The following is a 13499-nucleotide window of genomic DNA, read 5'->3' as shown; positions in this document are numbered from 1 at the left end:
GGCGGACTATTGTTCAGTGGTCTGACAAAATGCGCCATCCGGAGAGGCATCCACCCCATGATCCCAGCTCCTTACCAGCCGGCCGAAACCCGCTACCAGGGTTCGATGAACTACCGCAGGACCGGCCGCAGCGGGCTGAAGCTGCCGGAGATCTCGCTCGGCCTGTGGCACAACTTCGGCGACGACAAGCCGCTGGAGACCCAGCGGGCGATCCTGCGACGGGCCTTCGACCTCGGCGTCACCCACTTCGACCTGGCCAACAACTACGGCCCGCCGTACGGGGCCGCCGAGGCCAACTTCGGCCGGCACCTGGCCGCGGACTTCCGTCCGTTCCGGGACGAGCTGGTGATCTCCACCAAGGCCGGCTACGACATGTGGCCGGGCCCCTACGGTGAGTGGGGCTCGCGCAAGTACCTCACCGCCAGCCTGGACCAGTCGCTGCAGCGGATGGGCCTGGACTACGTCGACATCTTCTACTCGCACCGGTTCGACCCGGAGACCCCGCTGGAGGAGACGATGGGCGCGCTGGCGTCCGCGGTCCAGCAGGGCAAGGCGCTGTACGTCGGCATCTCCTCGTACAACGCCGAGAACACCCGCAAGGCCGCGGCGATCCTGCGCGACCTGGGCGTTCCGCTGCTGATCCACCAGCCCTCCTACTCCATGCTGAACCGCTGGACCGAGGAGGACGGGCTGCTGGACACCCTGGAGCAGGAGGGGGCGGGCTGCATCGGCTTCGCGCCGCTGGCGCAGGGCCTGCTCACCGACCGCTACCTGCACGGCATCCCGGAGGACTCACGGGCCGCACAGGGCAAGTCGCTGGACCCGGGCGCGCTGAACGAGCAGACCCTGTTCAAGCTGCGCGCGCTCAACGACATCGCCGCCAAGCGCGGCCAGTCGCTGGCCCAGCTGGCGCTGACCTGGCTGCTGCGGGACCCGCGGATGACCTCGGCGCTGATCGGGGCCTCCTCGGTGGCGCAGCTGGAGACCAACATCGCCGCAATCCAGGGCCCGGCCCTGACCATGGAGGAACTGGCCGAGATCGACCGCTACGCGACCGACGCCGACATCAACATCTGGTCGGCCTCCAGCCAGGGCTGAAAAGGCACGACTTGGTACAGACCGCATTCGGGGGGATCCCCTCCGGATGTGGTCTGTACCTTTTTGCTCTCCCGACCGCCTGCTCGGAGTTGTCTCAACGGAACCTTAAGCAGCAGTTGGGGGTCTTGACATGCCAACTGGTCTAGTCCAACTTGTGGGTCAAGCTTCACTTGCTGTCTTCCCTCCCCCACACCCTGAGGACAGATCCATGGCTTCCCCTCGCCGCGCCATCGGCGCAATTACCGCCTGTGCAACGGCCGTCGGACTCGGTCTGACCGGCCTGGTCGCCTTCACCGGCGGCGCCAGCGCCGACACCACCAACCTGGTGGCCAACCCCGGCTTCGAGACCGGCACCCTCTCCAACTGGACCTGCAGCGGCGGCGCCGTCACCACGGCCACGGTGCACTCCGGCACCCACGCCCTGGTCGCCACCCCCACCAGCGGCGACGACGCGCAGTGCACCCAGACCATCAGCGTCCAGCCCAACTCCTCGTACTCGCTCAGCTCCTGGGTCCAGGGCCCGTACGTCTACCTGGGCACCAGCGGCGACGGCACGACGGACGTCAGCACCTGGTCCAACAGCAGTTCCTGGAACCAGCTGAGCACCACCTTCAAGACCGGCGCCTCGACCACCAGCGTCACCATCTACCTGCACGGCTGGTACGGGCAGGCGGCGTACTACGCCGACGACGTGGTGCTGAGCGGCGCCGCGGGCGCGACCACCTCGGCGAGCCCGACCGCCAGCGCGTCGGCCTCCGCGAGCGCCAGCGCCAGCGCCTCCGCCTCCCCCACGCCGACCGCGACCACCGCCTCGCCGACCCCCACCGCCACCTCGACCGGCAGCACCGGCACCGGGAAGCACCTGGTCACCGGCTACTGGCAGGACTTCGACAACGGCGCCACCGACCAGAAGATCAGCGACGTCAGCTCGCAGTACGACATCATCGCGGTCTCCTTCGCCACCGCCGACCCCAGCAACACCGGCGGCATCACCTTCTCGCTGGACTCCACCCTGCAGAGCAAGCTCGGCGGCTACACCGACGCCCAGTTCAAGGCCGACATCGCGGCCAAGCACGCGGCCGGCAAGAAGGTCGTGCTCTCGGTCGGCGGCCAGAACGGCACCATCTCCGTCGCCAGCTCCGCCGCCGCCACCAACTTCGCCAACAGCGCCTACTCGCTGATGCAGACGTACGGCTTCGACGGGGTCGACATCGACCTGGAGAACGGCCTCAACCCGACCTACATGGCGCAGGCGCTGCACTCGCTGGCGAGCAAGGCCGGCTCCGGCTTCGTGCTCACCATGGCCCCGCAGACCATCGACATGCTGAACTCCAGCTCCGACTACCTGGCCACGGCGCTGGCGGTCAAGGACGTCCTCACCATCGTCAACACCCAGTACTACAACTCGGGTTCGATGAACGGCTGCGACGGCGGCGTCTACTCCGAGGGCACCGTGGACTTCATCACCTCGATGGCCTGCACCGCCATCCAGGCCGGGCTCAGCCCCAGCCAGGTCGGCATCGGCGTCCCGGCCTCGACCAGCGCGGCCGGCAGCGGCTACGTGGCACCCAGCGTGGTCGAGAACGCCCTCAACTGCCTGGCCAAGGGCACCAACTGCGGCACCTTCAAGCCCAGCACCACCTGGCCGGCCATCGGTGGGGTGATGACCTGGTCGACCAACTGGGACGCCAGCAACGGCAACCAGTTCGCCAACAACGAGGGCGTCTTCGTCCACGCGATGGCGTAGTCGGCGGCGGCCGGGGCGCTAGTGGCTGAGCGCCACCGCCACCAGCGCCCCCAGCAGCAGGAACGGTCCGAAGGGAAGCTCGTCGCGACGCCCGGCACGGCGCGCGGCGAGCTTCGCCGTGCCGTAGACCGCCGCCAGCAGGAAGCCGAGCAGCACCCCCTCGAAGACCGCCCCGAAGCCGTACCAGCCGAGCACGGCGCCCACGGTCAGCCCCAGCGCGGCGTCGCCGAGGCCGAACGGCAGTGCCAGCGCCATCAGCCAGAACACCGCGCCCAGCGCGGCGGCCCCGTAGAGGGCGTGCAGCGCGGAGCCGGTGCGGTCGCCGGCCAGCCGGGCGGCGCCGAGCAGCAGCAGCGTCCCGGCCGCCGAGGGGTGGGTGAGCCGGCGCGGCAGCCGGTGCTCGGTGACGTCCACCAGCGCCAGCGGCACGGCGCAGGCGGCCGCCCAGAGCAGCGCCAGGACGTGCCAGTGGTAGCCGGTGGCCGCCGCGGTGGCCCCCAGGGCCGCCACGCACAGGCCCATGACCTGGGTGGGAGAGGGCAGTTGCGCGGTGTACCGGGCGGCCTCGCGCCGGACCGGGCCATGGACAGCCACACCGACCAGGCCGCCGGCCACCGCGGTGAACGCATACGGACCCAGCACGGTCGCCCCCTCTCCCCCGGAGGCCCTCAGACTAACCTCAGCCGGTGACGGCGAGGGCGTCGATCTCGACCAGCAGGCCGGCCGGGAGGCCCACGTACACCGTGGTCCGGGCCGGGAAGCCGCCCTCGGGCAGGGCCTTGGCGAACCAGGCGTCGTAGACCGCGTTCAGCTCGGCGAAGTGCGCGGTGTCGGTCAGGTAGACCCGCATCATCAGCACGTCGTCCCAGCCGGCGCCGCCCGCCTCCAGCACGGACTGGACGTTGCGGAGGGTCTGCTCGATCTGCTCGGTCAGGCCGGGGCCGACCGGGGTCCCGGTCGCCGGGTCGAAGCCGACCTGGCCGGCGACCTGGAGCAGCCCGCCCTTGGCGACGCCCTGGGAGAAGCTCGCGATCGGGGTCGGGGCCTGGTCGGTGCGGACGACGCTCTTGCTCATGGCGGTGGTACTCCTCGGCGCTGGAACGGACGGACGGGCACGGGCGGATCTGTACGGGCGGATCTGTACGGACGAACTGCCGTGCGGCAGGATATGCAACCAGCATTGCGTCTGCCGCAACACCCTGTCAGGAGCATCGTGGACCACCTCGCGCTGGAGCAGCTCGGCAGCACCCTCCTCGACTGGCGGTTCAAGGGCATGCCGCCCGCCCGCGCGGGCGGCACCGTCGCCGAGCTGGTGGCGGCCGAGCCCAGCCTCTTCGAGGACGGCTTCACCACCCCGGTGCTCACCCTGGACGCGGACGCGCTGCGCCACAACCTGGCCCTGATGGCCCGTTGGACCGCGGCCCACGGACTGGCCTTCGCCCCGCACGGCAAGACCCCGCTGGCCCCGCAGCTCTACCGGCGCCAGCTGGAGCTGGGCGCCTGGGGGATCACCGCCGCCATGCCCTCCCACCTGCGGATGTACCGGGCCTTCGGGGTGCCGCAGGTGTTCCTGGCCAATGAGCTGGTCGACCCGGCCGCGCTGGCCTGGCTGGCCGCCGAGCTGGACGCCGATCCCGGGTTCCGCTTCGTCTGCTACGTCGACTCGGTGCGCGGCGTGGAACTGATGGAGGCGGCCCTGCCGACCGGCGTCCGGCCGGTGGACGTGGTCGTCGAGCTGGGCGCGGACGGCGCCCGCACCGGCGTGCGCGGAGTCGCGGCCGCCGTCGAGCTGGCCCGGCGCGCCGCCGCGAGCCAGCGGCTGCGGCTGGTCGGGGTGGCCGGCTACGAGGGAACCATCGCCACCGTCGACGACCGTGCCCTGGTCCGGGCCTGGCTGGCCGACCTGGTGGAGACGGCCCACCGGGTGGACGCCGCCGGGCTGTTCGCCGGCACCGAGGAGATCATCGTCAGCGCCGGCGGCAGCGAGCACTTCGACCTGGTCGCCGAGGCGCTGACCGAGCCGGCGCTGCGGCTCTCCCGGCCGGTGCTGCGGCTGCTGCGCAGCGGCGCCTACGTCACCCACGACGCGCTGCACTACGCCGGGATCTCGCCGCTGCGCGACGCCGCCGAGGCGGAGCGGCTGCGGCCCGCGCTGCGGCTGTGGGCCCAGGTCGTCTCCCGGCCCGAGCCCGGGCTGGCCCTGCTCAACGCGGGCAAGCGGGACCTCCCCTACGACCTCGGCCTGCCGCTGCCGGAGCTGGTCCGCGACCCCGGCACCGGCGCGCAGCGCCCGGCCACCGGACTGACCGTCGACAAGCTCGCCGACCAGCACGCCTTCGTGACGGTCGCCCAGGGCGCCGAGGTCAACGTCGGCGACTGGGTCGCGCTGGGCCTCTCGCACCCCTGCACGGCCTTCGAGAAGTGGCAGCTGATCCCCGAGGTCGAGGCGGACGGCACCGTGGTCGACCTGATCCGGACCTTCTTCTGATGCCTGCGACGACGAGTCAGGGGGCCCGTCAGGACCTCCTGCTCCGCGGCGCGCTGGTGGTGGACGGCTCCGGCGGGACCCCGTACCGGGCCGACACGCTGGTCCGCGACGGGGTGGTCACCGCGATCCACCGCGAGACCGACCCGGGCCGGCGTCCCGCCGTCGGCAGACCCGGCACCACCGGCCGCACCGTGGACGCCGACGGCCTGGCGCTCACCCCCGGCTTCATCGACATGCACGCCCACTCCGACCTGGCCCTGCTCACCGACCCCGGGCACGAGGCCAAGGCCGCCCAGGGCGTCACCCTGGAGGTGCTCGGCCAGGACGGCCTCTCCTACGCCCCGGTCGACGACGCCACCCTGGCCGGGCTGCGGGTCCAACTCGCCGGCTGGAACGGCGATCCAGAAGGCCTGGACTGGTCCTGGCGCAGCGTCGGCGAGTACCTGGACCGGCTGGACGCCGGACCGCTGGGCGGCGGACTGGCCGTCAACGCCGCCTACCTGGTCCCGCACGGCACCCTGCGCGCCCTGGTGCTGGGCTGGGAGGACCGCGCCGCCACCGCGGCCGAGCTGGAGCTGATGGACCGCCACCTGGACCGGGCCCTGGCCGAGGGCGCCATGGGCCTGTCCGCAGGGCTCAGCTACTCCCCCGGCATGTACGCCGACACCGCCGAACTGGTGGCGCTGTGCCGGACGGTGGCCGCCCACGGCGGCTACTTCTGCCCGCACCACCGCTCCTACGGCGCCCACGCCCTGGCGGCCTACGCCGAGATGACCGAGGTGGCCCGGCAGTCCGGCTGCGCCCTGCACCTGGCCCACGCCACCATGAACTTCCAGGTCAACGCGGGCCGGGCGGGCGAGCTGCTGCACCTGCTGGACGCCGCGCTCGCCGACGGCGTGGACCTGACCCTGGACAGCTACCCCTACCTGCCCGGGTCCACCACCCTGGCCGCACTGCTGCCCGGCTGGGCCACCGCCGGCGGCCCCGAGGAGACGCTGCGCCGGCTGGCGTCGCCGGCCGTGCTCGCCCGGATCCGCGCCGACCTGGAGCTGCACGGCTCGGACGGCTGCCACGGCGTGGTCGCCGACTGGGACACCGTGCAGGTCAGCGGGGTGCGCCGGGCCGAGCTGCGGTCCGCCGTGGGCCTGACGGTCAGCCAACTCGCGGCCAGGGACGGCGTCGACCCCTTCACCGCCTATGTCGACCTGCTGCGCGCGGACGGACTGGGGACCACCGTCTTGCAGCACGTCGGCCACGAGGAGAACGTCCGGGCGATCATGCGGCACCCCGCGCACACCGGCGGCAGCGACGGGCTGCTGGTCGGCGACCGGCCGCACCCCCGGGCCTGGGGCACCTTCCCGCGCTACCTCGGCCACTACGTGCGCACCGAGGGGGTGCTCGGGCTGGCCGAGTGCGTGCGGCACCTCTCCGCCGGCCCGGCCCGGCGGCTCGGCCTGACCGACCGCGGCCTGGTCCGCGAGGGCTTCCGGGCCGACCTGGTGCTGCTGGACCCGCAGACGGTGGCGGCCGGGGCGACCTACGAGCAGCCGCGCGCCGCGCCGTCCGGCATCCCCTACGTCCTGGTGGACGGCGTCCCGGTGGTCGACGACCACCGGCGCACCGCCGCCACCCCCGGACGCAGCGTCAGACGGGGCGTCAGCCGATCGAGCTCTCGTTGACGCCCGGCACCGTCGGGGTGATCACCAGATGGTGCGTCACCCCCGGCGTCGCCTTCACCGTCAGCGACAGGATGTGCCGGCTCGCGTCCCACTTCGCCTTGTAGTCCCCGTTGAGCTGGACGTCGCCGCCGTCCGGGAAGTCGCCCGGCGGCAGGTAGACGTCGGTGCTGCCGGTGACGCCGACCTTGTCGTTCCAGTCCATGGTCAGCTCCAGCGTGGACTTGTCGTAGCTGAAGTCCACCGGCTGCCCGGCGATGGCCCGCGGATAGGCGGTGGCCAGCACGTCGGCGATGTCGGAGGGCTTGCCCGGCGCCTTCCACGGCGACCAGCTGCCCGGATCGCTGGACCAGTAGGCCGATCCGATCATCATGGTGTCCAGCAGCGTCTGGACGTGGTCGACGTAGAGGTGCGCCCCGTCCTGGGTGGCGTCCAGGCCCCACTCGCCCATCAGCACCGGCGCGTCCATCCGCGCCGCGGTCCGCTGCACCTGGGTCTGCCAGGAGGCCAGCGTACGGTCCGTCAGGTACTGGTCGGTGCCGCTGTAGGTGCCGCCGGAGTCGATGGGGGCCGGGTAGAGGTGCGGCGCGTAGCCGATCCTGGCCTCGGCGCCCGGAGTGGCCGTCCTCGGGTCGTCCAGCTTGGGCAGGGCGCTGGGCAGGCCGTAGTTGGTGGTGGCCGCCTCGGGCTCGACGAAGATCCAGTGGTTCGGGTCCACGGTCCTGATGGCGTCGATGGCGTTCTGGTACAGGTGCGCCAGCGGCCCCGTCTCGAAGGCCGGGCCCTGCACCGAGCCGCCCCAGGGCTCGTTCATCAGGTCGTAGCCGAGCACGGTGTTGTTCCTGGCGAAGTACGAGGCGACATGGGTCCAGGCCGCGACGTACTGCTGCTGGTACTCCGGGTGGTCGGTCCGGGTCCCCCAGAACTCGTCGTAGGCGTGGGTCACCCCGGGCTGGACGTAGGTCATCTCCCAGGGGCTCTGCACGGTGGCGGCGAGGCCGCCGCTGTCGGTGACCCAGCCGGGGGCGCCGTTGCCGCCGACCGCGGCCCCGTACACGTCCTGGTGCATGTCCAGCAGCACCTGGTAGCCCTGCGCCTGGTACCAGCCGATGCGCTGCCTGACCTCGGCCAGGTAGTGGTCGTCGTACACCCCGGGCTCGGGCTCGACATCGCTCCACTGGATCAGGTAGCGCACGAAATCCGTGCCCAGAGTGTTGTATTCCGCGGCCACGTCGGCCTGTTTGATCCAGGGCATTCCGTCGGCCGAGTACTTGGAGCTGCTGGAGGTGTTCAGTCCGTAGAGGATCAGAGCGCGGCCCTGCGAATCCGTGATGAATCGCTCCTGCCACGCACCGTGCCCGGAGGGCTTCGCCCCCACCGCCCCCAGTAGTCCTATCGCGCAGGCCAGAACCACCAGGTTCACCAGCCATCGCCGCAGCCGCGCCACTAGCCCCACACCCCGCCCGCCCCGAAGTACCGATCCGGTGATCCTAGATCGCCGGAACCATACATCCCACTCTGGCAATGTCCTGATTCAGTACCAAGATGTCACGGCGTATTCGCAGGTTGAGATTGTCGGGGAACGGCTGTCCAGACGGATCGTCCGGCACTAGAGTCCGGCGCATGGCCATGATCGAGCAGCGTCCCTCCCTCCTGCGTGCGGCCGTGTCGCGCGCGCTGACGGGACGGAAGGTCGCCTACGCCGGCGGCCTGGTGACGCTGCTTCTGGTGCTGCTGTTCGGGACGGACTCGCTGCTCTTCTGGTTCACCCAGAACTACGGCGACCTGCTGATACCCGGCTCCCTGGGCGTGCCCGTACTGCTGCCCGGGCTGCGCTTCACCCGCTTCGCCCAGGAGAGCTGGACCGCGCTGGGCTGCGAGGACTTCGCCGCGCTGCTGCTGGTCGGCACGGTGGTCCGGCTGCTCGCCCGGCACCGCCGCAACTACCCCAGCTCGGGGCGGCTGCACCGGTTCTTCGTCGGCTGGGGCGCGCTGATGGCCGGCGGACTGCTCTCCGGCTTCTTCCGCGGCCTGGTCGTGGCCCGGGAGGTGGCCGGCGGACCGCTGGCCTACTTCGGCTACCCCGCACTGGGCGCGCTGGTCAGCCTGGTCTGGTGCGTGGCGCTGGGCTGGATCCCGGGCCTGGCCGCGGTGTTCGCCGTGGTCCCGGCCGCGGCGGTGGAACGCGCCCGCGAGTGGTGGGCCGAGAGCGGCCGGCTGGTGCTGGTCTACCTGGTCGAGCCGACCAGGGAACTGGGCGGCCGGGCGGCCCGCCGCTGGCGGGCCGGGAGCGGACCGGCGCGGGTCGCGAAGCTGCGGCTGGGCCTGGGGCTGAAGCTGGCGGCGGCGCTCACGGCGGGTAAGAAACTGACGGCCCGGCTGAACCTGCCGAGCGGGCTGAAGCTCCCGTCGAAGGCCGGGCTGTCCGCGAGGCTGAAGCTGCCCGCGAAGGTCAAGCTCCCCGCCAAGGTGAGGCTCCCCGCCAAGGTGAAGCTGCCGAGCCGGCCGAAGCTCCCGTCCGGGGTCAGACTGCCGGTGAAGTTCCCACGTCAACGCACCGGCAGCGGTGACGACACCAGTCCGCATGACGAAAACCACAAGGCATCCAGCACCCAGGCCCCGTAGAGTACCGAGCCATGCAGGTGATCCAGTCCAGCAAGCTCGCCAATGTCTGCTACGACATCCGCGGACCGATCCTCGACGAGGCCATGCGCCTCGAGGAGCAGGGTCACCGGATCCTCAAGCTGAACACCGGGAACCCGGCACCCTTCGGCTTCGAGGCACCGCCCGAGATCCTGCAGGACATCCTGCGCAACCTCGCCAACGCACACGGGTACGGCGACTCCAAGGGGCTGCTGGCGGCCCGCCGCGCCGTGGTGATGCACTACGAGGACCTCGGCTTCGAGGATCTGACGGTCGATGACGTCTACATCGGCAACGGCGTCTCCGAGCTGATCCAGATGGCCATGCAGGCGCTGCTGGACGACGGCGACGAGGTGCTCGTCCCGGCGCCGGACTACCCGCTGTGGACCGCCTCGGTGAGCCTGTCCGGCGGCACCGCCGTGCACTACCGCTGCGACGAGCAGGCCGACTGGTACCCGGACCTGGCCGACATCGAGGCCAAGATCACCGACCGCACTCGCGGCATCGTGATCATCAACCCGAACAACCCCACCGGCGCCGTCTACGACGACGAGCTGCTGCGCGGCCTCACCGAGATCGCCCGCCGCAACAACCTGATCATCTACTCGGACGAGATCTACGACAAGATCCTCTACGACGACGTCACGCACACCCCCACCGCGCTGCTCGCCCCGGACCTGCTGTGCTTCACCTTCAACGGGCTGTCCAAGGCCTACCGGGTGGCCGGCTTCCGCTCCGGCTGGATGACCGTCTCCGGCCCCAGGGACCACGCCCGCAGCTACATCGAGGGCCTGAACGTGCTGGCCACCATGCGGCTCTGCGCCAACATGCCGGCCCAGCACGCCATCGCCGCCGCCCTCGGCGGCCGGCAGTCCATCAAGGACCTGGTCCTCCCCGGCGGCCGGCTGCTGGAGCAGCGGGACGTGGCCTGGAAGCTGCTCAACGACATCCCCGGCGTCTCCTGCGTCAAGCCCAAGGGCGCGCTCTACGCCTTCCCCAAGCTCGACCCCAAGGTCTACCGGGTCAAGGACGACGCCCAGCTGGTGCTGGACCTGCTGAAGCAGGAGCACATCTACGTGGTCCAGGGCACCGGCTTCAACTGGCCCGACCCGGACCACTTCCGCCTGGTCACCCTGCCCCGCGCGGAGGACCTGGCCGAGGCGGTCACCCGGATCGGCCACTTCCTGGACGGCTACAGCCAGCCCTGAACCGGGGCGGCGCCGGGCCGGGGACGGGGATCGGGGCGAAATGCGATCCAGTTTGGACTGAGTCCAAGTTAGGATGGTGTCCCGCACATCGTCACCAGCATGCCCCGAGGGCGCCCCATGTACGAGCAGCCCAAGACCCTTCCCGCCTACCGGCGCGCACCGACCCGGGTCCAACCCGGACAGACGCCGGTCCACAACAGCAGCGCGCACAGCAGCACCGTCCCGGCCCCGCAGCGCGACACCCGGCTGGTCGGCCACCTCGCCGCGCTGCGCTCCGCCACCGAGGCGGTCCGGCAGGCCGCCGAGGACCGGACGCAGCAGGCCGAGCTGGATGCCGCGCTCAAGCAGATCGGCACCAGGATCCACGAGGTCTCGGCCGTCTCGGACCGGGCCGCCGGCGTCCTGCCGTCAGTCCCGTCCGCCGGTGGCCGCCCGCTCCGCGAGCTGCACCAGCAGGCCCACGCACTGGCCGGGCGGCTGCTGGTGGTCGCCGCCGCACAGCAGGACACCGCCACCGCGATGCTGGCGTGCCGCCGCATGGACGCCCATGCGACGGCACTGTCGACCCTTGCGGTGGGCTAGCCCAGCCGCTCGACCAGCCGGTCGTACTCGGCCCACAGCTCCTTCGGCGTGTGCTCGCCGAAGAGCTCCAGGTGCTCGGGGATCAGCGCGGCTTCCTGCCGCCAGATCTCCGGGTCCACGCTCAGCAGCAGCTCCAGGTCGGCCTCGTCGATGTCGAGCCCGTCCAGGTCCAGCGCCGCGCGGGTGGGCAGCACCCCGATCGGGGTGGTCACCCCGTCCGCGCCGCCCTGCAGCCGTTCGACGATCCACTTGAGCACGCGGCTGTTCTCGCCGAAGCCCGGCCAGACGAACTTGCCGTCGGCGTTCTTGCGGAACCAGTTCACGTAGTAGATCTTCGGCAGTTTGGCGGCGTCGGCCTGCCTGCCCAGCTTCACCCAGTGGGCGAAGTAGTCGCCCATGTTGTAGCCGCAGAACGGCAGCATCGCGAAGGGGTCGCGACGCAGCTCGCCGACGGTGCCCTCGGCCGCCGCGGTCTTCTCGCTGGCGACGTTGGCGCCGAGGAAGACGCCGTGCTGCCAGTCGAAGGACTCGGTGACCAGCGGGACCGCACTGGCGCGGCGTCCGCCGAAGAGGATCGCCGAGATCGGCACCCCGGCCGGGTCCTCCCACTCGGGGGCGATGATCGGGCACTGCGAGGCCGGCACGGTGAACCGCGCGTTGGGGTGCGCGGCCGGGGTCGGGCTCTCCGGCGTCCAGCTGTTGCCGCGCCAGTCGGTGAGGTGCGCCGGGGGCTCCTCGGTGAGGCCCTCCCACCACACGTCGCCGTCGTCGGTCAGCGCGACGTTGGTGAAGACGGTGTTGCCCCACATCGACTCCACCGCATTGGCGTTGGTGTCCGCGCCGGTACCGGGGGCGACGCCGAAGAAGCCGAACTCGGGGTTGATCGCGTAGAGCCGGCCGTCGGCGCCGAAGCGCATCCAGGCGATGTCGTCGCCGATGGTCTCGACCGTCCAGCCCGGGATCGTGGGCTGGAGCATCGCCAGGTTGGTCTTGCCGCAGGCGCTCGGGAAGGCCGCAGTGAGGTAGACCGGCTCGCCCTTGCCGGAGGCCGTGTTGGGCGGCGTGAGCTTGAGGATCAGCATGTGCTCGGCCAGCCAGCCCTCGTCCCGCGCCATGGTCGACGCGATCCGCAGGGCGTAACACTTCTTGCCGAGCAGCGCGTTGCCGCCGTAGCCGGAACCGTAGGACCAGATCTCGCGGGTCTCCGGGAAGTGCGAGATGTACTTGGTCGAGTTGCAGGGCCAGGCGACGTCCGCCTGCCCCTCGGCCAGCGGGGCGCCCAGGCTGTGCACGGCCCGGACGAACTCGCCGTCCTCGCCGAGGTGGTCCAGGACGGCCCGTCCCATCCGGGTCATGGTGCGCATGGAGACGGCGACGTACGCGGAGTCCGTGATCTCGACGCCGCACGCGGCGAGAGGGGATCCGACCGGGCCCATACTGAAGGGCACGACGTACATCGTCCGGCCGCGCATCGAACCCTCGAACAGCTCGCCGAAGACCGCCCGCATCTCGGCGGGGGCCTTCCAGTTGTTGGTGGGTCCGGCGTCCTGCTCCCGCTCGGAGCAGATGAAGGTACGGTCCTCGACCCGGGCGACGTCGCTGGGGTCGGAGGCTGCGTAGTAGGAGTTGGGCCGCTTCTCGGGGTTGAGCCTGGTGAATGTCCCCTTGTCGACCAGGAGGTCACACAGGCGCTGGTACTCGGCTTCAGAGCCGTCGCACCACTCGATTCGGTCGGGCTGGGTGAGCTCTGCGATCTCCTGGACCCAGGCGAGCAGCGGTTTGTGCTGCGTGGGCGCGGAGGTGGCCAGGGCAGAGTTCTCGTACGGCACGATCGCTCCGTTTCGCACCGAATCGTCCTTGATTCGGTGACGGGGTTGAGGGTTCTCGCAGCGTAACGCCGATATTCCGAATGCGACATACCGCCCCTGTCCGCTCAATGTGACCCAGCGCACAAAGATCTCGCCTTCCTGGGAGACGAATCCGGAAATCCGTCGCATCCACGGCGCCGAAACAGGACTTCCGGAAACCTATGAGTGAGGATTCACACCCTCTACTGA

General features: G+C 71.0%; 11 protein-coding genes. 7 read left to right on the top strand and 4 right to left on the bottom strand.

Going from position 1 to position 13499, the window contains the following annotated elements; genetic code table 11:
• The first annotated feature begins 57 nt into the window (after window positions 1-57).
• The gene (gene mgrA, locus ABUW04_RS29815; RefSeq protein WP_380567539.1) at window positions 58-1098 is read left to right on the top strand and encodes an L-glyceraldehyde 3-phosphate reductase; all 1041 of its coding nucleotides are present in this window, start codon (window positions 58-60) and stop codon (window positions 1096-1098) included.
• Between the two features lie 208 nt (window positions 1099-1306).
• The gene (locus ABUW04_RS29810) at window positions 1307-2845 is read left to right on the top strand and encodes a chitinase (protein ID WP_380567538.1); all 1539 of its coding nucleotides are present in this window, start codon (window positions 1307-1309) and stop codon (window positions 2843-2845) included.
• An 18-nt stretch (window positions 2846-2863) separates the two neighbouring features.
• On the opposite strand, the gene ABUW04_RS29805 is transcribed toward ABUW04_RS29810, so the two are convergent.
• Both ABUW04_RS29805 and ABUW04_RS29800 read right to left on the bottom strand, forming a co-directional pair.
• Window positions 2864-3487, bottom strand: a complete 624-nt coding sequence (locus ABUW04_RS29805) for a prepilin peptidase (protein ID WP_380567537.1) — start codon at window positions 3485-3487, stop codon at window positions 2864-2866.
• 37 nt (window positions 3488-3524) lie between these two features.
• Window positions 3525-3920 carry a RidA family protein gene (locus ABUW04_RS29800; protein WP_030257851.1) on the bottom strand — a complete coding sequence of 132 codons (396 nt, stop codon included), beginning with the start codon at window positions 3918-3920 and terminating at the stop codon, window positions 3525-3527.
• Between the two features lie 93 nt (window positions 3921-4013).
• Here ABUW04_RS29800 and ABUW04_RS29795 point away from each other — a divergent pair, with 93 nt between their 5' ends.
• Both ABUW04_RS29795 and ABUW04_RS29790 read left to right on the top strand, forming a co-directional pair.
• Window positions 4014-5333 (top strand): alanine racemase, encoded by a 1320-nt coding sequence (locus ABUW04_RS29795; RefSeq protein WP_380567535.1) that lies wholly within the window; start codon window positions 4014-4016, stop codon window positions 5331-5333.
• Window positions 5333-7012, top strand: a complete 1680-nt coding sequence (locus ABUW04_RS29790; RefSeq protein ID WP_380567534.1) for an N-acyl-D-amino-acid deacylase family protein — start codon at window positions 5333-5335, stop codon at window positions 7010-7012. Before ABUW04_RS29795 ends, ABUW04_RS29790 begins: the two co-directional genes overlap by 1 nt.
• On the opposite strand, the gene ABUW04_RS29785 is transcribed toward ABUW04_RS29790, so the two are convergent.
• Entirely contained in the window at window positions 6990-8432 is a 1443-nt protein-coding gene (locus ABUW04_RS29785; protein WP_380567532.1) for a cellulase family glycosylhydrolase, read from the bottom strand. The genes ABUW04_RS29790 and ABUW04_RS29785 overlap by 23 nt on opposite strands.
• A 200-nt stretch (window positions 8433-8632) precedes the next feature.
• On the opposite strand from ABUW04_RS29785, the gene ABUW04_RS29780 reads away from it, so the two are divergent.
• The 3 genes from ABUW04_RS29780 to ABUW04_RS29770 all read left to right on the top strand — a co-directional run bounded on the left by ABUW04_RS29780 (window position 8633) and on the right by ABUW04_RS29770 (window position 11442).
• Window positions 8633-9634 (top strand): hypothetical protein, encoded by a 1002-nt coding sequence (locus tag ABUW04_RS29780; RefSeq protein WP_380567530.1) that lies wholly within the window; start codon window positions 8633-8635, stop codon window positions 9632-9634.
• Window positions 9635-9645: 11 nt separating this feature from the next.
• The gene (locus ABUW04_RS29775) at window positions 9646-10860 is read left to right on the top strand and encodes a pyridoxal phosphate-dependent aminotransferase (RefSeq protein ID WP_030257861.1); all 1215 of its coding nucleotides are present in this window, start codon (window positions 9646-9648) and stop codon (window positions 10858-10860) included.
• Between the two features lie 99 nt (window positions 10861-10959).
• On the top strand, window positions 10960-11442 hold the full coding sequence (locus ABUW04_RS29770; RefSeq protein WP_380567528.1) for an SCO4983 family protein: 483 nt from the start codon (window positions 10960-10962) through the stop codon (window positions 11440-11442).
• Here the strand turns inward: ABUW04_RS29770 and ABUW04_RS29765 are convergent.
• A complete protein-coding gene (locus ABUW04_RS29765; protein WP_380567526.1) occupies window positions 11439-13271 on the bottom strand; it encodes a phosphoenolpyruvate carboxykinase (GTP) in 1833 nt (610 codons plus the stop codon). The two genes, ABUW04_RS29770 and ABUW04_RS29765, sit on opposite strands and share 4 nt — an antisense overlap.
• Window positions 13272-13499: the final 228 nt, after the last annotated feature.

The organism is Streptacidiphilus jeojiensis (genome assembly GCF_042510965.1).
Classification (GTDB): Bacteria; Actinomycetota; Actinomycetes; order Streptomycetales; family Streptomycetaceae; genus Streptacidiphilus; species Streptacidiphilus jeojiensis.
The sequence above is the reverse complement of the archived record's forward strand: the minus strand, read 5'-3'. Positions and strand labels throughout refer to the sequence as shown.

Coding starts and splice junctions, on each gene's coding strand:
- ABUW04_RS29795 (WP_380567535.1), top strand. CDS start 4,014: ATGCAACCAGCATTGCGTCTGCCGCAACACCCTGTCAGGAGCATCGTG.
- ABUW04_RS29790 (WP_380567534.1), top strand. CDS start 5,333: ATGCCTGCGACGACGAGTCAGGGGGCCCGTCAGGACCTCCTGCTCCGC.
- ABUW04_RS29775 (WP_030257861.1), top strand. CDS start 9,646: ATGCAGGTGATCCAGTCCAGCAAGCTCGCCAATGTCTGCTACGACATC.
- ABUW04_RS29800 (WP_030257851.1), bottom strand. CDS start 3,920: ATGAGCAAGAGCGTCGTCCGCACCGACCAGGCCCCGACCCCGATCGCG.
- mgrA (WP_380567539.1), top strand. CDS start 58: ATGATCCCAGCTCCTTACCAGCCGGCCGAAACCCGCTACCAGGGTTCG.
- ABUW04_RS29770 (WP_380567528.1), top strand. CDS start 10,960: ATGCCCCGAGGGCGCCCCATGTACGAGCAGCCCAAGACCCTTCCCGCC.
- ABUW04_RS29780 (WP_380567530.1), top strand. CDS start 8,633: ATGGCCATGATCGAGCAGCGTCCCTCCCTCCTGCGTGCGGCCGTGTCG.
- ABUW04_RS29810 (WP_380567538.1), top strand. CDS start 1,307: ATGGCTTCCCCTCGCCGCGCCATCGGCGCAATTACCGCCTGTGCAACG.